This window comes from Salinibacter sp. (assembly GCF_042218895.1).
GTDB lineage: Bacteria > Bacteroidota > Rhodothermia > Rhodothermales > Salinibacteraceae > Salinibacter.
Map to the genome: position 1 here is coordinate 14,682 of NZ_JBDGQQ010000097.1, position 23,989 is coordinate 38,670.

The 23,989-nt window shown below is 62.5% G+C and carries 20 protein-coding genes and 1 pseudogene; 16 read left to right on the forward strand and 5 right to left on the reverse strand.

What is annotated here, in order from left to right; translation table 11 throughout:
* Positions 1-112: 112 nt before the first annotated feature.
* The 3 genes from ABEL04_RS08825 to prmC all read left to right on the forward strand — a co-directional run bounded on the left by ABEL04_RS08825 (position 113) and on the right by prmC (position 2,365).
* The gene (locus tag ABEL04_RS08825) at positions 113-949 is read left to right on the forward strand and encodes a phenylalanine 4-monooxygenase (RefSeq protein ID WP_375802022.1); all 837 of its coding nucleotides are present in this window, start codon (positions 113-115) and stop codon (positions 947-949) included.
* A gap of 183 nt (positions 950-1,132) precedes the next feature.
* Entirely contained in the window at positions 1,133-1,420 is a 288-nt protein-coding gene (locus ABEL04_RS08830; RefSeq protein ID WP_375802023.1) for an acylphosphatase, read from the forward strand.
* A gap of 30 nt (positions 1,421-1,450) precedes the next feature.
* On the forward strand, positions 1,451-2,365 hold the full coding sequence (gene prmC, locus ABEL04_RS08835) for a peptide chain release factor N(5)-glutamine methyltransferase (RefSeq protein ID WP_375802024.1): 915 nt from the start codon (positions 1,451-1,453) through the stop codon (positions 2,363-2,365).
* Here prmC and ABEL04_RS08840 read toward each other — a convergent pair whose 3' ends face one another.
* Together ABEL04_RS08840 and ABEL04_RS08845 are read right to left on the reverse strand one after the other, a co-directional pair.
* Positions 2,366-3,289, reverse strand: coding sequence for a histone deacetylase (locus tag ABEL04_RS08840; RefSeq protein WP_375802025.1), 924 nt, complete (start codon positions 3,287-3,289; stop codon positions 2,366-2,368).
* A 579-nt stretch (positions 3,290-3,868) separates the two neighbouring features.
* Positions 3,869-4,075 carry a hypothetical protein gene (locus ABEL04_RS08845; protein ID WP_375802026.1) on the reverse strand — a complete coding sequence of 69 codons (207 nt, stop codon included), beginning with the start codon at positions 4,073-4,075 and terminating at the stop codon, positions 3,869-3,871.
* Positions 4,076-4,242: 167 nt separating this feature from the next.
* Here ABEL04_RS08845 and ABEL04_RS08850 point away from each other — a divergent pair, with 167 nt between their 5' ends.
* The 6 genes from ABEL04_RS08850 to ABEL04_RS08875 all read left to right on the forward strand — a co-directional run bounded on the left by ABEL04_RS08850 (position 4,243) and on the right by ABEL04_RS08875 (position 15,129).
* The gene (locus tag ABEL04_RS08850; protein ID WP_375802027.1) at positions 4,243-7,344 is read left to right on the forward strand and encodes an ATP-binding protein; all 3,102 of its coding nucleotides are present in this window, start codon (positions 4,243-4,245) and stop codon (positions 7,342-7,344) included.
* A 264-nt stretch (positions 7,345-7,608) separates the two neighbouring features.
* A complete protein-coding gene (locus tag ABEL04_RS08855; protein ID WP_375802028.1) occupies positions 7,609-9,156 on the forward strand; it encodes a trypsin-like peptidase domain-containing protein in 1,548 nt (515 codons plus the stop codon).
* Positions 9,157-9,283: 127 nt separating this feature from the next.
* Entirely contained in the window at positions 9,284-10,492 is a 1,209-nt protein-coding gene (gene aroC, locus ABEL04_RS08860; protein ID WP_375802029.1) for a chorismate synthase, read from the forward strand.
* Positions 10,493-10,618: 126 nt separating this feature from the next.
* On the forward strand, positions 10,619-12,694 hold the full coding sequence (locus tag ABEL04_RS08865; RefSeq protein WP_375802030.1) for an ATP-binding protein: 2,076 nt from the start codon (positions 10,619-10,621) through the stop codon (positions 12,692-12,694).
* 33 nt (positions 12,695-12,727) lie between these two features.
* The gene (locus ABEL04_RS08870) at positions 12,728-13,189 is read left to right on the forward strand and encodes a response regulator (protein ID WP_375802031.1); all 462 of its coding nucleotides are present in this window, start codon (positions 12,728-12,730) and stop codon (positions 13,187-13,189) included.
* Complete coding sequence (locus ABEL04_RS08875) at positions 13,186-15,129, forward strand: response regulator (protein WP_375802032.1); 1,944 nt, start codon at positions 13,186-13,188, stop codon at positions 15,127-15,129. Before ABEL04_RS08870 ends, ABEL04_RS08875 begins: the two co-directional genes overlap by 4 nt.
* A 39-nt stretch (positions 15,130-15,168) precedes the next feature.
* Here ABEL04_RS08875 and ABEL04_RS08880 read toward each other — a convergent pair whose 3' ends face one another.
* Positions 15,169-15,888, reverse strand: a complete 720-nt coding sequence (locus tag ABEL04_RS08880; RefSeq protein ID WP_375802033.1) for a hypothetical protein — start codon at positions 15,886-15,888, stop codon at positions 15,169-15,171.
* Positions 15,889-16,147: 259 nt separating this feature from the next.
* Between ABEL04_RS08880 and ABEL04_RS08885 the strand changes: the two genes are divergently transcribed.
* The 5 genes from ABEL04_RS08885 (at position 16,148) to ABEL04_RS08905 (ending at position 21,801) form a co-directional block, all read left to right on the forward strand.
* Positions 16,148-17,764, forward strand: coding sequence for a phytoene desaturase (locus tag ABEL04_RS08885; protein WP_375802034.1), 1,617 nt, complete (start codon positions 16,148-16,150; stop codon positions 17,762-17,764).
* Positions 17,765-17,773: 9 nt separating this feature from the next.
* A complete protein-coding gene (locus ABEL04_RS08890) occupies positions 17,774-18,562 on the forward strand; it encodes a J domain-containing protein (RefSeq protein ID WP_375802035.1) in 789 nt (262 codons plus the stop codon).
* Between the two features lie 232 nt (positions 18,563-18,794).
* Positions 18,795-19,394 carry an iron transporter gene (locus tag ABEL04_RS08895; protein WP_375802036.1) on the forward strand — a complete coding sequence of 200 codons (600 nt, stop codon included), beginning with the start codon at positions 18,795-18,797 and terminating at the stop codon, positions 19,392-19,394.
* A 148-nt stretch (positions 19,395-19,542) separates the two neighbouring features.
* Positions 19,543-20,355, forward strand: coding sequence for a VOC family protein (locus ABEL04_RS08900; RefSeq protein ID WP_375802037.1), 813 nt, complete (start codon positions 19,543-19,545; stop codon positions 20,353-20,355).
* A 162-nt stretch (positions 20,356-20,517) separates the two neighbouring features.
* A complete protein-coding gene (locus ABEL04_RS08905; protein ID WP_375802038.1) occupies positions 20,518-21,801 on the forward strand; it encodes an AAA family ATPase in 1,284 nt (427 codons plus the stop codon).
* A gap of 36 nt (positions 21,802-21,837) precedes the next feature.
* Here ABEL04_RS08905 and ABEL04_RS08910 read toward each other — a convergent pair whose 3' ends face one another.
* Positions 21,838-22,227 (reverse strand): hypothetical protein, encoded by a 390-nt coding sequence (locus ABEL04_RS08910; protein WP_375802039.1) that lies wholly within the window; start codon positions 22,225-22,227, stop codon positions 21,838-21,840.
* Between the two features lie 192 nt (positions 22,228-22,419).
* Here ABEL04_RS08910 and ABEL04_RS08915 point away from each other — a divergent pair, with 192 nt between their 5' ends.
* Both ABEL04_RS08915 and ABEL04_RS08920 read left to right on the forward strand, forming a co-directional pair.
* Positions 22,420-22,719: a UPF0175 family protein gene (locus ABEL04_RS08915; RefSeq protein ID WP_375802040.1), complete on the forward strand. Its 300-nt coding sequence runs from the start codon at positions 22,420-22,422 to the stop codon at positions 22,717-22,719.
* A 100-nt stretch (positions 22,720-22,819) separates the two neighbouring features.
* The gene (locus ABEL04_RS08920) at positions 22,820-23,140 is read left to right on the forward strand and encodes a gamma-butyrobetaine hydroxylase-like domain-containing protein (protein WP_375802041.1); all 321 of its coding nucleotides are present in this window, start codon (positions 22,820-22,822) and stop codon (positions 23,138-23,140) included.
* 74 nt (positions 23,141-23,214) lie between these two features.
* Here the strand turns inward: ABEL04_RS08920 and ABEL04_RS08925 are convergent.
* A pseudogene (locus ABEL04_RS08925) lies at positions 23,215-23,895 on the reverse strand (putative manganese transporter); the annotation flags it as partial.
* Between the last annotated feature and the right edge of the window lie 94 nt (positions 23,896-23,989).

Consider the following 23,989-nt stretch of genomic DNA (forward strand, 5'->3'; position numbering starts at 1 on the left):
TCTTCTGGAACCAGCACAGGCCGCTCGTAGGGGTCTGAAAGCGCTTCCAAAAGAGTGCCGTACCACGCTTGCGACATCACAATCGACGAATCAATTCCCTGGAGGTGATAGAATGAGTGACGCCGTCGACACACCCACGCCGGAGGAAGAACGTTCAGCTTTCGAAAAGGCACAGGAGGAAGAAGAGGACGTAGACCCGCGCACCATCCCGGAGAAGTTGGAAGAAGAGCCGCCAATTGGGGATGAGATCGAGTATCCAGACTACCCGGAAGAAGACCACGAGACCTGGCGGATCCTCGTTGAGCGTCAGATGGAGCAGCTTCCGGGACGGGCCTGTGACGCGTACATGCGGGGACAGGAGGTCCTGCAGTTGGAGGCCGACCAGATCCCGGACTTGGCCGACCTGAGCCGCCGTCTCAACAAAGAAACTGGATGGACGGTGGCCAATGTGCCGGGGCTCATCCACGAGAAAGACTTCTTCTCGCTGCTCTCGGAACGCAAATTTCCCTCTACCAACTACATCCGGGGTCGAGACGAGCTCGACTACACACCGGCTCCGGACTGCTTCCACGACATCTTCGGTCACATGCCGATGCTTACGCAGCCGGAGTTTGCGGACTTCTACCAAATGTACGGAAAGGCCGCCCAGAATGCGGACGGAGCCGACCGGCCGCGGTTAGAACGGTTCCACTGGTTCACTGTCGAATTTGGGCTGATCCGAGAGAATGGGGAGAAGCGCATCTTTGGCGCCGGCATCGTGTCGTCGAACGAGGAGGTGACCCATGCCCTCTCCGACGAGGTTACGCTCCATCCGTTCGACCCCGAGCACATTGTCGAGAAGGACGACTATGAAGTGTACAACCTGCAGGATGAGCTCTTCGTCCTCGACTCCTTCGAACAGCTCGTAGACGGCTTCCGCGACTGGACGACGAGCAAGGGGCTCCTGTGACCGTCGCTTGAGTCGGTGCGCGGCCCCCGCACCTGGTAAGTAGACTGGTACGCCCCAGTGCCCCGTCCTGCGCTCGGCAGGGTGGGGCATTCTGCATTCGAGGAGAGCCGTCTGGAAACCGTCGGCGGCAATCCCGTTGGGGTTTTCGCAGGGCAATCCCAAACCAAACGCACTACGACACCGATGGACGAAGACACGCAGGCGCGTCTTTCTGCACGAATTACGGGGCGTGTGCAGGGCGTCGGGTTTCGCAACTTCACGCGGCGACGGGCTCGGCGACTCGGTGTGACCGGATGGGTGCGCAACGAACGGGATGGGTCGGTTCGACTGGAGGCAGAAGGGCCGCGAACGGCGCTCGACTCCCTGGTCGACGCCGTCCATCGGGGCCCGCGCATGGCCCAGGTTGACGACGTGGAGGTGAACTGGGCCGACGCCACCGACGAGTTTGAGACGTTTCGGGTGCGTCGCTAGGTCACGTCCAGACGACACCGAGGACGATCCATGACTGATCTCTCGGGCCCAGGTGCGGGGACATCGTCCGGGCCGCCTTCAACGCGGACCGAACTCCTAAATCGTGCGGTCCGTCGCCTCAGGGCTGCCGACCGCCCAGCCCCTCGACGGACCGCGGAGTGGATGCTGACCGAGGTGCTCGACTGCGACCGGGCGCGGCTCTACGCGCATCCAGAGCGGCCCGTCCCACCCGGGCCCGCAGAGCGGTTCGAGGCCATGACAGAGCGACGCGTGGAGGGCGAGCCGCTCCAACACATCCTGGGGCACGCCTCTTTCCATGGGCTCCAGCTTCAGGTGTCCCCGGAGGTAATGATCCCCCGCCCCGAGACTGAACACGTCGTCGAGCGCGCCCTTGCCTGCATCGAGGATACGGAGCGCCCACGCGTGCTTGACGTTGGGACCGGGAGCGGATGCATCGCTCTCGCCCTCAAGCACGAGCGCCCCGACGCCTCCGTGCATGCCTGCGACGTGAGCACCGATGCCCTTTCGGTGGCCCAGGCGAACGCCCGTGCCCTGGAGCTCCACGTACGGTTTCTGGAGGCCGACGTCAGCGCCGACGAGATTCCCAGACGGGTGCCGCGCAACCTGGACCTGCTGGTGTCGAATCCCCCCTACATCCCCGATGCTGAGGCCGATACGCTGCCGGCCGTCGTGCGCGAGTACGACCCGGCAGTGGCCCTCTTCGTGGGGGAGGATCCGCTCCACTTCTACCGATCGCTCTCCGACTGGGGCCAAGAGCTTTGCGTGCCGGGGGCCAGTGTCGTATTCGAAGTCCATCCCGAGTACGCCGGGGAGGTCGTAGGGCTACTCCGGCGGAACGAGTTTGCTGAGGTCCGTCGGGAGGACGACCTGGGGGACCGACCGCGCGTCGTTTGGGGACAGATTCCGAGGAGCGCACCCGGGTAATCATTCAGAGGAAACGGCCTCCGAAGTCCCAAACACGCGGGCGGCCTCCCGGTGCATGATGGCGTGGAGATCGGCGGTCGCCTCGGGCGTGGCGGCGTATCCTCCCGAAAGCAGGAGCACAACCGGAAGGTTGCGGGCGTGGAGTTGCTCCAGCACATACCCGTCCCGGGCATGGAGGCCCTCTCGCGTGAGCGAGATGCGCCCGAACCGATCGTCGCTGGCCACGTCGATACCGCCGAGGTAAAAAACGAGGTCGGGCCTTACCGTGTCCAGCACGCGAGGAAGATGGGCCCGCAGGGTCTTCAGGTAGGCCTGATTTCCGGTCTCGTCGTCCAGCGGAACGTCGAGGGAGGAAGGAGGCTTCTCGAAGGGGTAGTTGCGCGCCCCATGCATTGAGAAGGTGAACACAGACTCGTCGTCTGCGAAGAATGCCGCGTTGGCATTGCCCTGGTGCACGTCGAGGTCGACGATGAGGACACGCCGGACCCAACATGCCGACTGGAGGACGCGAATGGCTACGGCCACGTCGTTGAGCACGCAGAATCCCTCCCCATGGTCGGGGAAGGCGTGATGCGTGCCCCCGGCAAGGTTGGCCGCGATGCCGTCCGTGAGCGCCATGAAGGCGGCGTTGACGGTGCCCTGTACGGCCAGCCGGGACCGGTACACGAGGCGCTCCGACCACGGCAGGCCCATGCGCCGCTCAGCGTGGGCGGGAAGGGTCCCCTCCGCGAGATCAGTCAGGTACTCAGACGTGTGAACGCGTCGAAGGTCGTTCCAATCCGCCTGACGAGGAGACACTACATTGGTGGGGGGGACCAGGCCTTCCCGACCGAGAAGGCGATGGAGTGCCGGAAACTTCCCCATCGGAAAGGGGTGGTCGTCGGGAAGGGGGACATAGTACCCGTCACAGTAACTGGCTCGCATGCACTCCTAGAGCGAACTAAACCAAACATATGAGACAAGGCTAGAGCCAAACCTCCCCGACGCAAGCAGGGGAGCGGGATCCGTTTCCGGATGCCCGAGTGGCAGTCCGGGCGAGAAAGTGTGGAGGGTCACAACATAGAAACGCCCGACCGGCAATCACCGGTCGGGCGCTTAGTATTCGAGACCACAGAGACAGGATCCCTATCCGCCTCCAATGTTCGAAGAACACCGCAGTGGTTACCAAATCAGTAAATTTGACCCAGAATAGCTAGGCACCATCGAACCCTTGGAGTCCCCCGCGAGGAGACCAGTGTTCGAATAGGGTAAGCGAACCTCACCCGATGTCCCTACAGGGAGTCCTTCGCTAGAGAAAACAAGGTGACACACTGCGAAGGGGGAGTCCCTGCAGGGAAGAGTGGTGCCACGGCGGCATGGAAATTGCGCTCAGCACTGTTGACCGAACCGACAGTGTAGCACCGCTACGAGGTCCTGCGACGGACTCGGATCAAAGCCCGGTCGCTTCCCCTTCGCGGGGTAGACGGAATGGTGCCCGGAACCAGACCAGGAGGATGCGGCGAGCTAATCTTCGTTGGATCCGTTGCGACCAGCGTGCGGTGTGGTGCTACCACCATTCTCGTCCCCCGAGGTCTCTTGCTGCACGGTTACATCCTGGTCCGACGGCGCTGGACCAGTGAGATTGTCACTGCAACCTCCAAGCACGAGCATGCCGGCGAAGAGGGCGGCAGTGAAGAGAGAACCGAGTGAGGAGAGGCTCAGGCGATTCATAATATTACGGAATTACTGACATGATTGTGATTTCTACTGGCGACCAATAGTATGTGGGACGTGTAGCATAGTTTCAAGTCTGAAGAGGTAAAAGATATGTCGGGTCCGTCCTGTGGTGGGTACTCATGTACTGTAAAGCGGTAAAAATTTCGATGTTGCTCCTTCTGGTGGGTGCTCCTGTCGCCGTAGGGCAGCCAGATGCGGGGGGCGAGCGTGGCATTCCGTTCCCGAGCGAGCACTACGCCCCGCCGGAGTACCGACAGAGTCCTCAGAACTGGGACGTCGTCCAGGGGCCTCGGGGCCTGATCTACGTCGCGAATAATGACGGCGTCCTGAGGTATGACGGGGAGCGGTGGGACCTCATTCCCACGAGCTCGTTCGTGCGCTCCCTAGCGGTCGACAGCCTTGTCTTCGTCGGGATCAAGGGAGACTTCGGATATCTGCGTCCCGACTCCACGGGCGAGCTCCACTACAGGTCTTTGTATGATCAGATTCCCCCCGATGAACGAGACTTCGGGGACGTATGGAACACGCATGTTCTCGACGAAGGCGTCTACTACCAGACCAACAAACGCCTTTTCCGGTGGGACGGCACGGACATCACATCCTGGTCCAGTGAGAAACGGTTTCACACCTCGTTCGCTGTCAACGGTACGCTCTACGTGCGCGACGAGGGACCGGGTCTCCTCCGAATGGAAGGGGACTCGTTGGAGCCTGCGCCGTCGGCGGAGGCGTTTCATGATACGCCAATCTATATGATGGCTCCGCACCCGAGCGGCGGCCTGCTCGTTGGCACGCAGAACAAGGGACTTCTGCTGTACGACGGGAAGACTGTTCAGTCCTTTGCCCCTCAACTCACGTCGTACCTCCGGGAGAACGATCTGTACCACGGGTGCTGGCTTCCCGGAGACCGGTACGCGCTAGGAACGGTCAAGGGGGGGACGGTCATCGTGGACGCTGAGGGTGAGGTCGTGCGTGTCCTGAAAAAGTCGTCGGGACTCCCTAACAACACCGTGAACCACGTATATGCGGGTCGGGAGGGGCAGCTCTGGATAGCACTCAACAGAGGAATATTCCGGGCCAACCTCAATGCCCCGCTAACGATACATGACCAGCGCACTGGACTCGAAGGAAGGGTCCTTGGCATCTACAAGCCCAACGACACGACGTACGTGGCGACGGCGAGTGGACTGTATGTGCTCAGGACCCAAAATCAGGTTCTCAGGGACGGGAACGGCAAGTTCGAGAGATGGGGAAGCATCCCAGTGGTTCGAGACATGCAGTCCTTCGACGGTCGTCTGCTGGCTGGTACACGGGAAAAAGGCGCTTACCAAATTGAGGGGCGTACTAAAGACCAAATTGGGGATTGGATATTCACGCACGATCTTCTGAAGCCGGAGGGTACGGAAATTGTCTATGCCGGAACGCGCTCGGGGCTGAAGGGGCTAACGCGGACGCAGGATGAGTGGACCTCCTTTTCGGTAGAGGAAATTCAGGAAGAGGTGCGGTCCCTTACTGCTGAAGGCGACAGCGTTCTCTGGGCAAGCACGACTGGGGGCGTCATACGGGTTCTCCTGTCCCCCGATGGGCGGAAGAGTACGGAAGTGATTCGGTATGACACACAGGACGGACTTCCCGAGGGCGAAAAAGGAGTCGCGACGGTCAACGGCAAAGTGACCGTTTTTTCGAGAGAAGGTCTCTTTCAGATCGAAGACACGGGGCCCTCCCCTACCGCCTGGCAATTTGACAGCCGCCCATCACTTTTGCCCAACGTTGAGGGGGCGGACACGATGGCACTCAAGTCCTACCGTGAGAGTGAGGATGGGGACCTCTGGGTTGCCCTTGGAAATCGTGTCTTCGTGGGTCACCAGACGGGAAACGAAACGTATAGTTGGGAGGCGGTTGAGCCACTCCATTTTCCGAAGCCGAACAAGGTAACTCTAAGCATTGAACGGGACAGTACGATCTGGCTTAGCGACGGGCGTCGCCTCTTCCGCTACGCACCGTCCGAACGTCGGGAAATCGAGCCTCCGCAGGCGGATTTCCAGGCGCTTGTGCAGCAGGTCACAACGCTTCCCGAGGCCCGGGTCGTATACGGGGGAAACCCATCAGGCCTCGGTCCTGATACTGCGCTTACGATTCCGTACGGCAAGGACCTCCGCATTGAGGTGGCGGCGCCGCTGTACAGCACAGTTGAGCCTCACCAGTACCGGTATAAACTCGTCGGTCGGAGCGACCAGTGGTCCGACTGGACGAAAAAAGCAAGCTGGCAGTACCGAGATCCCTGGGAGGGCACGTACCACTTCCGCGTTCAGGCCCGGAATGACCGGGGGCGCACGAGCAAAGTGGCGTCGCTGACGCTACACATCCAGCCGCCCTGGTACCGCTCGAGGTGGGCCTTCCTGTTCTACGGCGTCGCCTTTATCGTTGTGGCCTACGGATACCGGCGGTACTACCTGATCAAGGAGGAAAAGCAGCGGGCCCGTGAGCGGGTGCGGAAACTGGAGCAGGAGCGTGTCGTCGCCGAGCGGCTCAAGCAAGCGAACGAGCGGCTCCGCGAGGCCAATCGCCTCAAGGAAGAGTTTCTGGCCACCACCTCGCACGAACTGCGCACCCCGCTCACGAACATTCTCGGCTCCCTCGAGGTACTGCGGGACACGGCGACGGACGAGCAGAAAAGCTTCCTGGACATTATCGAGAAAAACGGGAAGCGGTTGAAGCGGACACTGAACGCCCTTCTCGACCTATCAATGCTCCGGTCCGAAGACGAGGAGCCGGACCTTTCACCGACACCTATCGGCGAGTGTGCGCGCCAAGTAGCGTCGGACTTCCGAGACGAAGCGGAGGAGAACGGGCTCTCCTTCTGGGTGGATACCCCGGAGGTCCCCGTACATGCCGACGTCGACGAGCAATATCTCGAGCAAGTTCTGCGCAATCTGCTTGAGAATGCCCTCAAGTTCACGGACGAAGGGCACGTGGCGGTATCCGTCAGTCGCAATAATGACCGGGTCCACCTGGAGGTTGAGGATACTGGCATCGGCATCGATGAGGACTTTCTACCGGACCTGTTCGAGGAGTTCAGGCAAGAATCACGGGGCCGCGACCGCACCTATGAAGGGAACGGGCTGGGACTGGCGATCTCGTCGCGCCTGGTCGAGCAGATGAACGGAACCATCGGCGTCGAGACGACGAAGGGAGAGGGAAGCACCTTCATGGTCGAGTTCCCGCGCTCCGACGTGGAAACCGCCTCAACGCCAGAGGAGGCATAGGACGTTCCGTATCTCCACGGTGCGCTCCGTCTGGAGGGCGCCGGCCATCCGGGCTTGAGGCAACGCCGACCGGCCGGAATCCTCCGGGATGCTTCTCCGGGGGAAACGCCGGGCGTAGATTGTGTCATTCGCTTCACAAGCTTGCCGGGTGCCGACGCCGACCCGGCCCCGGATCCAGGCGAAAGGACCGAAACAATTCGGGGGACTCGGGGTGGTGGATGCATCCGTGCGCTGCCACATCCTGCCCGTTTGATTATCCGTCCCATGGCCGTCTCCAAACGACTCGCACAACTGCTCGCCGGAATCGGTCTTGTTCTCGTGGGACTTCTGGGGGGCATTCTCACGATGCTCGTCGTCGATGAGGATTCCGAGGCACCACCCGTCACCCGCATTGTCCGGCAAGTGGAGTCGGGAACCGAGGTAGGAACCACTCAGACTGCCTCCTCCGTGGAGAAGCTCGCGGAGGAGGGAGGGCCTCAGCCTTCCGCCCTCAACCGGCTGTTCACAGAAGTTGCCCAGGAAGTGCGGCCTGGGGTCGTGTCTGTTCGCGTGCGATCCGGCGACGGGGGAGGCGAGCAGGGCCTTCCCTTCGAACCCCCATCAGGGAGGAACTTGGGAAGTGGAGTGATTATCAGCCCGGATGGCTACATCGTCACGAACAATCACGTTGTCAAGGATGCAGGGCGTATTCAGGTGCGCCTGGCCGACAACCGACAGTTCGAGGGGCGCGTCGTGGGCACAGACGCCTCCACCGATCTTGCCGTGATCCGGATCGATGCCGAGTCCGATCTTCCCGTCGTCCCGTTCGGAAACTCGGACCGAGTCCAGGTGGGCGACTGGGTGGTTGCAGTCGGCAACCCGCTGCGGCTTACCTCGACCGTCACGGCCGGCATCGTTAGTGCCCTTGGCCGCCAGCTGAGCATCATCAAGAACCAGTTTGGAATCGAGAACTTTATTCAGACCGACGCGGCCATCAATCCGGGCAACTCTGGAGGTCCTCTCGTGAACCTGCAGGGAGAGCTCATCGGCATCAACACAGCCATTGCTAGTCGGAGTCGACGTTCCTCGGGGTACGGGTTTGCCATCCCGTCGAGGCTGGTCAAGCGCGTGACGACGGACCTGATCGCGTACGGAGAGGTGCGGCGGGGCTTCCTTGGGGTCCGCATGCGCCGCGTCACCGCGCAGGACGCCGAAGAACGCGGGCTCGCCGACATTCGTGGGGCCTACATTGTCGAGGTCCAGCCCAGGAGTGCGGCGGACCGGGCAGGAATGCAGGAGGGGGACATTGTGGTGTCGGTCCGGAATGAGCCGGTGGAGGCGCCGAACGACCTTCAGAGCAAGGTTGCCCTCCAGCGCCCCGGTGATACCGTAACCGTCGGTGTGTGGCGGGATGGGGCGAAGAAAACCTTCGAGGTAACGCTCATGGGAAAGGACACTCCCGCCTACCAGAAATGGCTGAGTGACCTTCAGTCCGGGCCGTCTCTCAGATCGCAATCCCCTGAAGACCGGCGTCCCGAATCGGACGGCACTGCGGTGACTGAGGTCGATGAATGGGGGGTGGGACTGCGTCCACTCACCGACGCTGAGGCCTCAGAGTTCGAGACCGAGGCCGGAGTGTACGTCGCCTACGTAGAGAGCGGGGGCCAGGCAGCCGCCGCCGGATTGCCCCGGGACGTTGCAATTACGCACCTCGACGACACCCGGATCGAGACCCTTTCCGACGCGGTTCAGCATCTGTCGAAGGCAACAGGGCCGGTCCTCGTGCAGGTGCAGCGCCGGGACGGCACCCCAGCCTACTACGAAGTCGACTAGCTTCGCTGGGACGTTGAGCGTCTGAAGCTTGTGCCCGGAAGATCGGACGTTCTCGTTTCGGCGGAGGTCATGATACCTCCCCCCTGCGCTTCCACGTTTGATGTATCAACGTTCAAACGACCACAGTATGCTCCGGTACCTGACTGCAGGCGAATCGCATGGTGAAGCCATCATCGGCATTCTTGAAGGAGCACCCGCCAAGCTCCCGCTCACGCCTGAGGACATCAACGAGCACCTGGCCCGGCGCTGGCTCGGATACGGCCGGGGAGGGCGATCGAAAATCGAGAACGACAAGGTTCACATCTACTCCGGAGTCCGGTTTTCTGAGACGCTTGGGAGCCCCATCGCCTTCCGTATCGACAATGGGGCCTACGAGAAGGACAAAGCGGGATGGCCCGAGAAGATGGCCATCGAGGGGGAGCCACCGGACGACATGGAGAAGGTGACGATGCCCCGACCGGGCCACGCGGACCTGGCGGGCAAACAGAAGTACGAGCATGACGACATGCGACCCGTCATCGACCGGTCGAGCGCCCGCGAAACGGCCATGCGGGTCGCCTGCTGTTCAATCGCCCGACGCTTGCTCAACGAGTTCGGCATTGAGGTAGGCAGTCACGTGGTGCGCATCGGCGACGTGGGCTTCGGCGAGCCGGAGGAGTGGGCCGACCGTCGCGACGCCCTTCTCGAAGAGGGCGGTGCGAGCGCCATCTACGAGGCGGCCGACGAGAGCGCCACCCGCATGCTCGACGACGAGATGACGGAGCGCTGTGTTGAGCACATCGACCAGACCAAGAAGGAGCGCGACTCGCTCGGGGGCGTCTACGAGGTGGCCGTCACAGGCGTGCCGCCGGGGCTCGGATCCTACGTCCACTGGGACCGCCGGCTCGACGGGCAGCTCGTCCAGGCCATCTGCTCGATTCAGGCCCAGAAGGCCGCCGAGGTGGGCGACGGCTTCTTCGACGCGCAACGTCGGGGCTCGCAGGTGCACGATCCCATTGAGCCCCGCACGGATGGCAGCCGGACCTACCCGCGCCGAACCAACCACGCTGGGGGCACGGAGGGCGGCACGTCCACCGGCATGCCCCTGATCGTGCGCGGCTACATGAAGCCGATTCCTACCCTCATCAAACCGCTCGACTCGGTGGACACCGCCACGGGTGAGCCCCAGCCTACCCGCTACGAGCGAAGCGACATTACGAGCGTCCCGGCGGCCTCGACGGTGGCCGAGGCAACGGTCGCCTACACGGTGGCCAACGCCTTCCTCAGGAAGTACGGCGGCGATTCGGTCCCCGAAATCCGCCGCCACCTTGAGGCCGACCGCAAGGCCCACGAGTAAGGGAGGGGCGTGGCGGTCTATCGATTTTGGGGCGACGAAACGGTGGGCCGCCACTCGCTTTCAAGAAAAAGGACACCCCGTCGGTGATAGACACCGCCGCCTGGACCAGCATGTCGTGGAGCACCCATGGAACGCAACGTCTCTTCCCAATCGGAAACCGAAAAGCACGTGACTGGCCCCCTTGTGGGGCGGCCCAGCGCGCTGAAGGAAATGGTGGAGGCCATGCCGGCTCCCATTGCCCTGCTCGACGACCAGTGGCGCATCCTCGCCCACAGCCGACGCTGGCTGGATGTTTTCCAGAGCGAGAGCACCGAAGCGCAAGGGCCGATTTCGCTCGACCAAATCGAATCGGACGGATCGGCCTCCACAATGCAGGCGCTTCAGTCTCCGGCGGAGCGTCGCCTCTTTTTCGACGTGTTCGACGACCCCGACGATGAGTGGCGCACGACGTTCGTCCAGATCCTGGACGAAAAGACGATGCGGCGTGGTCACAGACGGCCCCTTGCCCAGGCAGAAGGCCCCACCTACTGGGTAGACTGGGAGGTGCGCCCCTGGCAAACGAAGGACAACGAGGAGCGAGGCGTGCTCCTGTCCGTCGTCGACCGGACCAACGAGCGTCAGGCCGAGTGCATGCGCCGCCAGGTGGAGCGCCGGTTCGATGCGCTGGTCGACACGATTAGTGAGGGGGTGCTGCTGATGGACGACCGGGGCGTTTTCCGAGACGGCAATGAGGCCGCGCAGGACATTCTGGGCCGGCCCCTCGACGAAATTATTGGGAGCCGGTTTGACGACGACATCTGGAACGGACTCCGGGAGGATGGCACCCCGCTCCCCAACATCGACTTTCCGTTCTGGCGCGCGCACGTGGAGCGCGAGACGGTGCAGGAGGAGGTGATGGGCATTTATCCCCCTGATGCTCCCCCCCGATGGATCCGCGTCAACGCCCAGCCCCTTTTCGAGGAAGACCGGGAGGTCCCCTACGCCGTCCTCGTTTCCTTTACGGACATCACCGATGAACGGCTCAAGGAAGAGGCGCTGCAGACCTCCCGCGATCTGCTATCGAGCGTGCTCAGCAGCTCCCTCGACGGCATCATCGTGTACTCGGCGATCCGCGACGCCGACGACTCGATCGTCGATTTCGAGTGCGTAATGGTCAATCCGCAGGCCGAAAAGCTTATCGGCAGTGCCGCTGAAGATGTGGTCGGCGTTCGGCTGCGCGAGGCGATGCCCAAGCAGGAAGAAAAGGGATTCTTCGAAGACTACTGCGAAGTCGTGGAGTCCGGCGAGCCGGTCGAACGAGAGGTCCGTTACGACACCGATGACCTCGACGCCTGGTTTCACGTGATGGCGGTAAAGGTGGATGATGGCGTGGCCGTTACCTACCGCGACATCACCGAACGAAAAGAAGCGGCCCGGGCCATGGCTGCGGCCAATGCGAAGCTTGAACGGCGCAACCGGGCCCTGCGGGACTTTGCGTACATCGCGTCCCACGACCTGCAAGAACCGCTGCGCAAGGTCCGGTCCTTCTCCAACCTCGTGCTCGAAGACTACGGCGACGCAGTCGACGAGGCCGGCCGGCACTACCTCGAGCGGATGCAGGACGCTGCCGAGCGGATGTCGCAACTCATCAACGACCTGCTCACGTACTCGCGCATCACCACGCGGGCCCAGCCCTTCGAACTGATCGACCTGGAAACGGTGGCCCAGAATGTGTGCAACGACCTCGAGTTTCAGATCGATGACGTGAACGGGACCGTGGAGATCGGCGATCTCCCGAGCATAGAGGCCGACCCCACCCAGATGCGGCAGCTCCTGCAAAACCTCGTCGGCAACGGCCTCAAGTTCCACGAGCCCGGCGAGCCGCCGCGGGTCCGCGTACAAGGGACCCTGGAGCCGGCCGCCGAAGAGCTCCAGCAAGATGGTCGACTGGATGCATCCTGTACCGAGATGTGCCGGCTTACGGTCGAAGACAACGGCATTGGCTTTGAAGAGAGCCATGCGGACCGTATCTTCACGCCCTTCAAGCGACTGCACGGCCGCGACGCGTACGAGGGAACCGGCATGGGGCTGGCCATCTGCCGCCGCATCGTCGAGCGCCACGGAGGACACATCACCGTGTCGAGCACTCCGGAGGACGGAACCACCTTTACAATCCTGCTTCCCGCTCGCCGGACCGACGAGGCCGTTCCGACTGAATCCTAAAAACCGATCCCGTGACGAGTGACAAGGCGCTGGATGAATAGTGAGGGACACATCCGTATTCTTCTGGCCGAGGACGACCCGGACGACCGATTGTTGACGCGCCGGGCACTCGCGGAAAGCAGTGTGAGCACCGCCTTTACGGCGGTTGAAAACGGAGAAGAGCTCCTGCATTACCTCCGCCACGAGGAAGAGTACGACAACTCGCAGAGCGCCCCCCGCCCCGATCTCATTCTGCTCGACCTCAACATGCCTGGCACAGACGGCCGTGAGGCACTCCGTGAAATCAAGTCGGACTCGGAACTGCGACGCATTCCGGTCGTCGTGCTCACGACCTCGGAAGCCGAACAGGACATTCTGCAGAGCTACGACCTCGGCGTGAATGCCTTCGTGACCAAGCCAGTCACATTCGACGCCCTCGCCGACACCATGGAGTCACTCGGCGAGTTTTGGTCCAACCTCGTTAAGCTGCCTCCTGAGCGCGACGCAAACGAATGACTGCTGCTCCCAGAACCCTCGACATTTTGCTCATTGAGGATGACGAGGACGACTATGTCATCACGCGGGCCCTGCTCGACAAGGCTCAGACGCTCGACTGTACGCTCGACTGGGCCTCCAGCTACGAGGACGGCCGCGACGCGATTTTCTCGGGCGCGTATGACGTGTGTCTGGTCGACTACCGGCTCGGGGCGCAGAGTGGGCTCGACTTGCTCGAAGAAATCAACGCGCAGGGAGGGGTGCAGGCCCCCATTATCTTGCTCACCGGTCAGGGGGACCTGGAGGTAGACCTCCACGCCATGGAGGCAGGGGCCGCCGATTATCTGTCGAAAGATCAAATCGACACGCCCCTGCTGGAGCGCTCCATCCGGTACGCCGTCGAGCGCAAGGAAGCCGAGCAGCGCATCCGGGAGCAGGCTCAGCTTCTAGACAAGGCCCGCGACGCCATTCTGGCGCACGACATGGACGGCCGGATTGTGTACTGGAACAAAAGCGCGGAGCGCCTCACCGGCTGGTCGAAGGACGAGATCCTTGGGGAGCAGGCCCACGATTTCCTCTACGACCCCAACGACGAGGACAAGCTCCAGCAGTGCTACGACACGATGATGGAAGAGGGGGAGTGGACGGGGGAGCTTCACATGCGCACGAAGGACGACGAGGAGCTCATCGTCGAAAGTCGATGGACGCTCGTGCGGGACGAGAGGGAGGCGCCCAAGCAGGTTCTCGTCATCAACACCGACATCACCGAGCGAAAGCGACTCGAGTCGCAATTCCTCCGTTCCCAGCGCATGGAGAGCATCGGTCGCCTCGTCGGAGGCATTGCACACGACCTCGGGAACCTACTAGTGCCCATCACGCTGGGCGTGAAGGTCCTCAAGCGCCGCCTGGGACGCGACGACGACAAGGTGGACCGGACGCTCTCGATGATACAGAAGAGCGCTGAGCGTGGGTCTGACATGGTAGAGCAGGTGCTGGCCTTCGCTCGCGGCGTGGAAGGGGAGCGGGTGGCCGTGCAGCCGGAGATGATCGTCGAAGAGATCGAAGAGATGACAGAGGAGACCTTTCCGGAAAGCATCGACGTGCAGACGAGCATAGCCGACGATCTGCACCCGATTGTCGGGGACGCTACGCAGATCCAGCAGGTGCTCATGAACCTGTGCGTGAACGCCCGGGATGCCATGCCAGACGGGGGCACCCTCTCGATCGAAGCCCGGAACGTGGAATTCACCGAGAGCGATGCCCGCCGCAACATCGACGCAGAGCCGGGCTCTTACGTCTGCCTCGAAGTGCAGGACACCGGCACCGGCATGCCCGACGATGTCGTCGACAAGATCTTTGAGCCGTTCTTTTCGACGAAGGAGGAGGGCGACGGCACCGGGCTGGGACTGTCCACCGCCTACAGCATTGTTCAGAGCCACGATGGGTTCCTCGACGTGGAGAGTGAAGAAGGGGAGGGCACGACCTTCTGGATCTACCTGCCCCTCGCCGAAGAGGACGTGGCGTCTCACGCGTCGGTAAACGGGGAAGACGCCACTGAGCCCACCCGCGCCGACGGGGCCGGCGAACTCGTGCTCGTCGTGGACGACGAAGAGTTTGTTTTGGACACGGCCCAGCACACGCTCGAGACGGCCGGGTACGAGGTCCTGACCGCCCTCGACGCGGAGGCCGCCCTGCGCCTGGTCGACGAGCACGGCGAGGCAATCGACGCCGTCATTACGGACCTCCGGATGCCGGGGCGGAGCGGCCTCGAGCTGATTCGGACCCTGCGGGCCCAGTATCCCGATCTCTCCATCGTGGCCGCCAGCGGGGTGGCCGACGGGCGTACCGACGAGGCCCTCGACGCGGGGGCGCAGGTCTTCCTCGCCAAGCCCTTCACGGCCGAGAAGCTGGAAGAGTCACTCCGAGAGGTCCTTCGTAGCACGGAAGAGACCGCGGCGTAGTCCGATGCGCCGCCTCGGGCCTGTTCCCGAAGCGACGGATCAGAAGATGCCGGTCGTCACCCCGAACGTGACGATGGGCCGCCGGAAAACGGGCGCGTACCCGGCGTACAGCACGCCTCGAATCACCCCTGGCGCCTCCGGTTTGGGCCGGAGCACGATGGAGAAGCGTCCCCCCGCCGAGTGGACGGGAAGAACTTCGTAGGTGGGAACTTGGCTCGGCGCGTCGCCCTCGAAAAGGGTCTCCACGTCGAAGAACTTTCGCTCGTACCGATAGCCCGCGCCGACCGCCACGCCAAGACGTGGACGGTTGATCGTCCGGTGGGAGAGAAATGCCTGAACGCCGCCGGGAGAGCCCCCGATCGTGAGGTAGTTTCGCTTCCAAAGCTTCCAGGTCGCGTCTGCTCCGACCGCCGTTCCGAGGGTGACGGAGAAGGCAAACCCGTGGTCGGAATAGAAGCTGCCGTAGAGGGCGTAGCTGCGGTTGTCTAGATTGGCCGGATCGATGTCGGTATCGATCGCCTCCTCCATAGAGAATCGGCGGGTTGCTTCTCGTCGAAGGAACCGGGTCGAGGAGAGCGTGCCGGTGCCGACGAAGCCGATCCCGTGGCTTGTGCGATGGGACGGTCGGGTGGCCCCGTCGTCGTGAAACATGAGCGTCTGGCTCATAGGCGTGTGGAGGGCGCAGCCGCCGAGGAGAAGGGCGAGCCCGAGAAGAAGAACGCTCAGGAGAAGCAGGTCGATCGGCAGTGACCGAGTCATGCTGGTCCTGGAGGTGAGGCTGACTGAGACCGTGCTGGCCCTGTGGGGCCGCGATTCCCCGAGGCAACGTAACGGGATCCTCGGTCCGAACGGCGACGAGAGGTTCTGGAAGCACGAAAGAGGAGATCCCCGCGCGACGCGGAGCGTCGAAACAGGGACAGACTCGTAACTAAACCGTGGCGATGGGGGGCGAACTCCCTCTGCCTCAGGGCCGTTCGGATCGCCCATCACTTGCCGACGACCCTGCCTCCCCAGACGTATGAGCTGGCTTAATCGCCTCGTCCACCGCGACGACGCTTCGCTGACTACCCGCACCGAGCCTCGTTCAGTGGGGCCCAACTCCCCGCACGCAGTCGTTGTAGGAGCCGGCTTCGGGGGGCTCGCCTCGGCCGTTCGGCTGCGCGCCCGCGGCTTCCGGGTCACGCTCGTCGACCGTCTCGATCAGCCGGGCGGACGGGCCCGCGTGTTCGAGCAGGAGGGCTTCACGTTCGACGCGGGACCGACCGTCATCACGGCGCCGTTTCTCTTCGAGGAGCTCTGGTCCCTCTGCGGACGCACCCTGTCGGACGACGTGGAGCTTGTACCGGTCGATCCGTTCTACCGCATCCGCTTCAACGATGGCACCGCCTTCAACTACACCGGCGACACGGAGGACATGGCAGAGGAAATTGCCCGCTTCGCGCCGGAGGACGTGGAGGGGTACCGTCGGTTCCTGGAGAAGAGCGAAGAGATCTTTGAGATTGGCTTTGAAGAGCTGGGCCACGTGCCGTTCGAGAACTTCACGGACATGCTCCGCATCGCGCCGGCGATGATGAAGCTGGAGAGTCACCGCACGGTGCACAGCCTCGTCTCGAAGTACATCTCCCACCCTAAGATCCGGAAGGTCCTCTCCTTCCACCCACTGCTGGTAGGCGGCAATCCCTTCAGCACCACCTCCATCTACACGCTCATCGCACACCTGGAGCGGAAGTGGGGCGTGTGGTACGCCATGGGCGGCACCGGCTCGCTCGTGCAAGGGCTGTCGGACCTGCTTGCCGACCTCAACGTTACGCAGCGCTACGGCGCGGAGGTCGACCAGATTCTGGTCGAAAACGAGACGGCGAGCGGCGTCCGTCTGGATACGGGCGAAACGATCCCCGCCGACCTGGTGGTGTCCAACGCCGACGTGGGCTGGACCTACCGCCATCTCGTGGCGCCCGAGCACCGCGACACGTGGACGGACGACAAGGTGGAGAACATGGACTACTCCATGAGCCTGTTCGTCTGGTACTTTGGGACGGATCGCACCTACGAGGACGTGGAGCATCATTCCATTCTCCTCGGGCCGCGGTACAAAGGACTGCTCGACGACATCTTCGACCACAACGAACTGGCGGACGACTTTAGCCTCTACCTGCACCGCCCCACGAAGACGGATCCGTCGATGGCGCCCGAGGGACACGACGCCTTCTACGTTCTCTCTCCCGTGCCGCACCTGGAGAGTGGGACTGACTGGCGCGCGCAGGCCGAGCCGTACCGCCAAGCCGTGGAGGACTACTTGGCCGACACGGTGCTTCCGGACCTTGGCGAGCATCTCGTCACCAGTCGCATGCTCACGCCGCGCGAGTTCCGAACGGACTACAAGTCGCTCAAGGGCGCGGCGTTCAGCGTGGAGCCGAAGCTCACGCAGAGTGCCTGGTTCCGGCCACACAACGAGAGCGAAGATGTTGATCATCTGTACTTCGCCGGGGCCGGCACGCACCCGGGGGCGGGCATCCCGGGCGTGCTCTCCTCCGCCCGCGTGCTCGACACCATTGTGCCCGACCCAGACGCGTTCGCGTCGTCCCCGGCTCCAGCCAAGCCCCGGCCCGGAGCACACGCGGATCCCGTCGCGTAACCATCGCCCATGGATCGACGCGACGACTCATCCCCGCCCGATTACTACGCGCGGCTTGAGGTGCGGCCCTCCGCGTCGGCCGAGGAGATTCGGGCCGCCTACCGCGAACGGGCGCAGGAGACGCATCCCGACCACAATCCGGACGATCCGAAGGCGGCCGAGCGGTTCCAGGAGGTGAAGGAAGCGTACCGCGTGCTCCGCGATCCAGAGCGCCGCGAGAAGTATGATGCATCCCGTGCACGCGGACCTGCCCCTGAGGTCTACGTGATCAACCAGCAGGCACCAGCCGGATGCGGCGGATACCTCTGGCGCGTGTTTGCGGGTGCCGCGGCCGTAGCCGCCTTCTTTGCGCTTGAAGCGCTCGGCATCTGGGCGGCCGGCACCTGGACGATCCTTGCTGCCATCGGCGGGGCTGCACTGGTGGCTGGCCTCATCACTGCCGCGGTGGCGAATCGGTTTCCAGACGAAGCCACCGACGTGACCCTTCGACTCGGACCCCAGCGGATGACGATGTGGGTAGATGGACGCACCGCACTGCAGCTTTCATGGACCGACGTTGACGATGTGCGGCTTCGGGACGACGGATGGACACTCGAGCTCGGGGTCCCCCGCCGCACTGCACAAGGGCTGACCCCCATCCCGCCCGTCCTGACGACCGTTCGCCGGAAGGGAAGCCGAGGGCTCTTAGAGTTTGACCTCGCCGACACGGACATGCGCCGCGACCTACTGATCGAATTTCTCCGCTCCGTGGACGCGGCTCCTCCCCCGACGGCACCTGCCCAGTCGGAAAACTCCTGAGATCTGAGGAGCACGAGCGATAACTTTTCCGCTCGCTCGCTGCAGGCCGGGCGCCCCGCCGGGGCCTCGGTGCGTTCTGGCACCCCAGCGTCTGAATCCTGAGAGAAGGCACCGGGGTTTCGTCTTTCGCCTGATCTTGGCTGGCGAACGGGGGGTAAGCCTTGACGGTATGCTCGTCGCGACCTACTCTAATTTAGAACAAGTCTAAACTGTCAGGATTCCCTACCCAACCATGTACGTACATCGAACTTTCAGCCCCCCCGCGCTCGCCGCAAAAGGCCTCCGTGGACTCTTCGGGTTGCTCGTCGCCGTCCTCTTCCTGCAGGGGCATGTCGCACATGCTCAGGAGAAGGTACTTGGCGAGAAGGTCGTCGACCCCGGCGTGAAATTCACCTTCATCGTCGCTCCGCAGGGAAATATACAGCCGAAGGCACAGCACCTATCCGAGGACCAGTCCGACATTCACCTGGAGGTGCTAGCCGGATGGACCGAAGAGGCCAGTTCGACCGTCGGGGCGCCCGCAGGAGGATTCGTGCCGTATCTGCAGCTCTTTGCCCGCGTGACGAACGAGCGGACAGGGCAGACCCAAAAGTTCAGCCTGGTACCGCACATCAACCTTTCGGATAACGCCCACTACGCCCGCAACATCGCCCTGCCGGGAGCGCCGGACGATTCGTACACGGTTACGTTTTCCGTGCGTCCGCCCGGGAAGTACGCACTGGCCACCCACCAGGATTGGCGCAAAAAGTACGGAGACCAGCTTCTAGAGCCTACCTCAGTGACCTACGAGGATCTACAGCTTGCCAAGGTTGCCGCCGCGACGCGCAAATAGCTGTATCCTCCAGGGCGAAGTCCTCTTCCGTCGGTCACAGTGGGCACGGCGACCTCTGCGCGTTGCCCCTAGGCGCTCGGCGCGATCTTCCGAGACAAAACGTTTGCCAGTTGAACATCTGTATCACTCAATTCCCGAAACCGCGTTGATGTCGCCGTCCGCCCCCTCCACCGTACTCGAGACAAGTCTCTACGTCAACGATCTTAGTGCCGCCGAGCGGTTCTACGGGGACGTACTTGGGCTGGACATCCTGCTCCAAACAGGAGGCAACCACACAACCTTCCGCTGTGGTCCGGGTGTGGTCCACGTCTTCGACCCGTCCTCTAGTCGTGATCGGGAGTCGCTCCCCGCACACGGGGCCGACGAGCCCATCCACATTGCGTTCGGTGTGCCTACGGACCAGCTCGCCGCGTGGCGGCGCCACTTCAATCGTCACGACGTGGCGGTGGAGCACACCAAGCAGTGGGATGAGGGGAAGCGGTCGATTTACGTCCGCGATCCCGCGGGCAACAGCGTGGAGCTGGCGAGCGCTACGCTGTGGGGCACCATGACCCGCGCCGAGCGGCTGACACGGGTCCGGCCTGTCCTCGACCTCGACACCACCGAGTCGCGGCCCGTCGAGCGGTTCCAGAACGAGACGCTGCGGCCCATCCTGAAGCTGCTGAACCCGACGATCCTGCGGCTCGTGGCGGTGCGGCTGTCGCGCTACGGCGTCGGCTTTGCCGCGATGGACCGGGTCGATCAGCGCGATCGCCTCCGCAATCTGATGAAGGAGGACGGCCGCCTGAAGCGAACCCTCCTCGGCATGGTCGTGGGGCACCTCACCGAGGACGAACTGGAGACGTACCTCGCGCACAAGGACGAGGTGCGCCGCCGCACCGTGCCGATGCTCCTGGCCCGCGCGCAGGATCAGATCGATAGGATCGTAAAACAGTTGCGAGGACAGCCCGGTGAAGAATAGCCTCATCTTGACCGCCAAACTGGCCCCAATCCTGTTTGCGCTTGAGCACTGAGAGGGAGCCGAGGTTGGAACTTGCGAGGCGCGATGGGAATGGGTATCACCAAGCGATCCCAACTAGCGTGAGTAAGCCGCATATTTTCCTTGCATTGGGGCCGAAATGCCATGTTTAGTGAATTTCGATACGGGAACTTTAAGAGCTATCGAGAGGCCGAATTTCCACTTGCACCGCTTACCCTTCTCATCGGGACGAATGCTTCGGGCAAGAGCAATGCGCTGGAGGGGATCCGATTTCTGTCATGGCTCTCCAAGGGGCAGCGGCTTGACGATGCACTACGGGCTGTACAGGAAGACGACGCGACCATCCGGGGAACACTCGAAACGCTCGGATACCACGGAACCGATTCGTTTTCGCTTGGATGCTCTCTTGCAAGCACAAGTCCCTGGGAACATTTCGAGGTGACCCTTCAGATTGAAGGAGACGACCTCTACATCGTCGAGGAGAGCATCTACGGGGATCACTCGAAGGTTCCACTCTACGAGATCGTGCACTCCCCGGATGAGTACGGATACGAAGTGAAGGTCGCCTACAACAACTTCGCACGAGGCGGGCGAAAACCACAGATTGCGTGTTCTAACCAGCGGGCAATTCTCACTCAACTTGACACGCCGTCACGGTTTGGGAAGGAAGAAGCACAGGAAAGAATTCCCGACATTACGGAGCGATTTCGGCGTGCGCTCGGGGAAATTCTTTTCCTCGATCCCGATCCTCGTCGTATGCGAGAGTACAGCTTCGCGAATGAGACGGAGTTGGTGGGAGATGGACGGAATCTGTCGGGAGTTCTCTACAATTTGTGCCAGGACGAAGACCGTAAGCAGGAGATTCTGGACTTCATCGAAGCCCTTCCCGAGCAGGATTTTCAGAACATCAGCTTCATCGAAACGCCTCGTAGCGAGGTTATGGTGGAGTTGACCGAGTCGTTTGGGGGACGAAAGAAGGCATGGGATGCCCCCATTCTCTCAGACGGAACGCTTCGTGTACTGGCTGTGGGGGCAGCAGTACTTTCCGCCCCGGAAGGATCTCTGATCGCGATCGAGGAGATCGACAACGGAGTACACCCGAGCCGGGCCGGCATGCTTCTCGAAAGCATCCAGCACATCGCCCAGGAGCGGAATCTCCGGGTTGTACTTACAAGCCACAATCCTGCACTTCTCGACTCTCTTCCTGATGATTCGGTGCCCCACGTTGTCTGTTGCTATCGCGATCCGGACGGAGGAGACAGTCGGCTCATCCGACTCGAAGACCTGCGCAAGTATCCGGACCTCGTAGCCCGCGGGCCGCTGGGTCGTCTCATGACAAAAGGAATCATCGAGCAATACCTGCACGAGCAGTCCGATCCGGAAGAGCAGCGCAAGAAAAACAAGGCCTGGCTCGAATCAGTCAGATAGCTCATCTTTCTTCCTGATCGCGAGGGCCGGCGCTTCCTAATGAGCATTTGCATCGTCGACACTTCCGTCTTCTGCAACATTCTTGAGGTGCCGAATCTCTGTCAGGATCGGGAGGAGGTGTTCGATCAGCTCGAAGAGCTCCTTGATGAAGGGGCGACCTTGCTGTTGCCTCTTGCAACGATCTACGAAACGGGAAATCACATTGCCCAGAATGGCGATGGTCGACAGAGGCGAAAGGCTGCCGAACGGTTTGGTGAGCAGGTCGACTTGGCTCTCCGTGGCGAGAACCCATTTACGCCGACGGATATAAACGAGGAGGATGAGCTTCGGCGCTGGCTTGCCCAGTTTCCAGATTACGCCGAGCGAGAAGTTGGATTCGGAGACATGTCGATCGTCGAAGCCTTTCACGACCAATGTGATCGACATCCCTCCCGCCGGGTATTCATTTGGGCGATCAACACCGACTTGGCGGGGTACGATCGCCCTCCTCAACTCTAGCAATTCCAAAGGGGAGGTGAGATCCGTCCGCTCCGTCGTGACGCACATGAGCGAACCGACACTCGCCAATCGTCGTACAATACTTCCCAGTTCAGCCTCTCCTATCCAGGCATTCGCCCCATGCCTACAGTCCCGTTCGACATTCCGCCCGAAGCACTCTCTGCGCTGCGCCGTGCGCCGGGCGAGTTTGCGCGGGAGATGCGCCGGGCGGCGGCGATGCACTGGTACCGGCGGGGCGACATCTCTCAGGAAAAGGCGGCGATCATCGCAGGGCTAGACCGAGCGGATTTTCTAGCGGCCCTCGCCCGAGAGCAAATCGGTGTCTTTCAGGTGGACCTCGACGATCTCCAGCGGGAATTGGGTCGTCCTCCTAACTGTCCGTCCATGCATCTGAAATCCGTATGCCGCCCCCGGGCGTGAGCGCCCCGCCCCTCGGTGAAACGACGGAATGGCTTTGCGCAACTCAGAGAAGCGAGGAAGAGTCCGGCGCCCTCTGTTCAACAGTCATCGCCGCGCCGTGATGGACATCCCCCCACCCGAACGCGTCTCGCTCGACGTCAAGATGCAGCGGCTCAACATCGAGTGGGCCGACGGGCACGCGTCGGTCCTTCCGCTCGACGGGCTCCGACAGGCCTGCCCGTGTGCCGAGTGCGAGGGGGAAGCGGTGGAGCGGATTCCCAAGCCGGGCTTTCTGCACATCTTTCGTCAGAAGAACCGCTGGAAAGATGTCCAGATCGAGAAGGCCGGCAGTGTGGGACTGCGCATTACTTGGGACGACGGGCACAGCGGAGGCATCTACCGGTGGGATCGCCTGCGCGAACTCCAGCCGCCGGAGGAGTAGTGTGGGGAGGGAAGGGTGGAGGGATGGACGGCTGGCGGCAGAAGAGGCCCCCCATCCCTCCACCGGAATCCGTACTACCCGAGCACGCCGAATCCGAAGCGGGCGAACGGCCAGAGATAGTACACGAGGCCTCCCACGACGAGCGCCGGAATGGTCGTGTAGATCGTTGCGATGAGGGCGGCCTTCATGTCGATGGCCATAAGGGGAAACAGCGCGTCCCCGTCCTGACTGATGGCGTTGGCCGCCAGAGCGGAAAAGGGGATCACTTCCTCGACGGCGTAAAGCTGCGCGAAGATAATCTGGGGGGTGCAGCCGGGCACGAGGCCCAGCGCCGCGCCCGCCAGAGGGGCACCTACGCCGGCAGCCGCGGACAGGGCCCGGAGATCGAGCGAAAAGACGCCCATGGTGTATTCGTAGAGGAGATAGCCTGCGATGACCCACACCGTGACCATGGAGGTCTCCAGGGCGGCGTGCTGAAACGTCTCGTACGCGCTCCCGAAGCGCTCGCGGACGCGGCCGGACTCGGCCTTCCCCATGTGGTGCCGACCAATGAAGTAGAGATAGAACGAGAGTGCGGTGCCCAAGAGCCCGGCGACGGTAAAGAGACCGAAGAAGGTGGGGGCCACCTCTAGGGCCACCTCCGGAGCGCCTCGGACCAGGTACATCACGCCCGCCACGAGCCCCGCGAGGGCCACGATCCACCAGAGGGCGTGCACGCCGTGACTGATGGTGCTCATCATCCTGCCAGACCGGTCGGCAGCCGAAGAGACCCGCCCGGAGGCCTTCGTCGATGATGAGTCGCAGGCCGGGGCATCGGGAGCGCAAGCCTCGTCCGTCGAGCCGGATTCC

What these genes read in the sequence shown, in the direction of transcription:
- ABEL04_RS08825 (WP_375802022.1), top strand. Translation starts at nt 113, where the DNA reads ATGAGTGACGCCGTCGACACACCCACGCCGGAGGAAGAACGTTCAGCT.
- ABEL04_RS08830 (WP_375802023.1), top strand. Translation starts at nt 1,133, where the DNA reads ATGGACGAAGACACGCAGGCGCGTCTTTCTGCACGAATTACGGGGCGT.
- prmC (WP_375802024.1), top strand. Translation starts at nt 1,451, where the DNA reads ATGACTGATCTCTCGGGCCCAGGTGCGGGGACATCGTCCGGGCCGCCT.
- ABEL04_RS08840 (WP_375802025.1), bottom strand. Translation starts at nt 3,289, where the DNA reads ATGCGAGCCAGTTACTGTGACGGGTACTATGTCCCCCTTCCCGACGAC.
- ABEL04_RS08845 (WP_375802026.1), bottom strand. Translation starts at nt 4,075, where the DNA reads ATGAATCGCCTGAGCCTCTCCTCACTCGGTTCTCTCTTCACTGCCGCC.
- ABEL04_RS08855 (WP_375802028.1), top strand. Translation starts at nt 7,609, where the DNA reads ATGGCCGTCTCCAAACGACTCGCACAACTGCTCGCCGGAATCGGTCTT.
- aroC (WP_375802029.1), top strand. Translation starts at nt 9,284, where the DNA reads ATGCTCCGGTACCTGACTGCAGGCGAATCGCATGGTGAAGCCATCATC.
- ABEL04_RS08865 (WP_375802030.1), top strand. Translation starts at nt 10,619, where the DNA reads ATGGAACGCAACGTCTCTTCCCAATCGGAAACCGAAAAGCACGTGACT.
- ABEL04_RS08870 (WP_375802031.1), top strand. Translation starts at nt 12,728, where the DNA reads ATGAATAGTGAGGGACACATCCGTATTCTTCTGGCCGAGGACGACCCG.
- ABEL04_RS08875 (WP_375802032.1), top strand. Translation starts at nt 13,186, where the DNA reads ATGACTGCTGCTCCCAGAACCCTCGACATTTTGCTCATTGAGGATGAC.
- ABEL04_RS08880 (WP_375802033.1), bottom strand. Translation starts at nt 15,888, where the DNA reads ATGACTCGGTCACTGCCGATCGACCTGCTTCTCCTGAGCGTTCTTCTT.
- ABEL04_RS08885 (WP_375802034.1), top strand. Translation starts at nt 16,148, where the DNA reads ATGAGCTGGCTTAATCGCCTCGTCCACCGCGACGACGCTTCGCTGACT.
- ABEL04_RS08890 (WP_375802035.1), top strand. Translation starts at nt 17,774, where the DNA reads ATGGATCGACGCGACGACTCATCCCCGCCCGATTACTACGCGCGGCTT.
- ABEL04_RS08895 (WP_375802036.1), top strand. Translation starts at nt 18,795, where the DNA reads ATGTACGTACATCGAACTTTCAGCCCCCCCGCGCTCGCCGCAAAAGGC.
- ABEL04_RS08900 (WP_375802037.1), top strand. Translation starts at nt 19,543, where the DNA reads ATGTCGCCGTCCGCCCCCTCCACCGTACTCGAGACAAGTCTCTACGTC.
- ABEL04_RS08905 (WP_375802038.1), top strand. Translation starts at nt 20,518, where the DNA reads ATGTTTAGTGAATTTCGATACGGGAACTTTAAGAGCTATCGAGAGGCC.
- ABEL04_RS08910 (WP_375802039.1), bottom strand. Translation starts at nt 22,227, where the DNA reads ATGTCGATCACATTGGTCGTGAAAGGCTTCGACGATCGACATGTCTCC.
- ABEL04_RS08915 (WP_375802040.1), top strand. Translation starts at nt 22,420, where the DNA reads ATGCCTACAGTCCCGTTCGACATTCCGCCCGAAGCACTCTCTGCGCTG.
- ABEL04_RS08920 (WP_375802041.1), top strand. Translation starts at nt 22,820, where the DNA reads ATGGACATCCCCCCACCCGAACGCGTCTCGCTCGACGTCAAGATGCAG.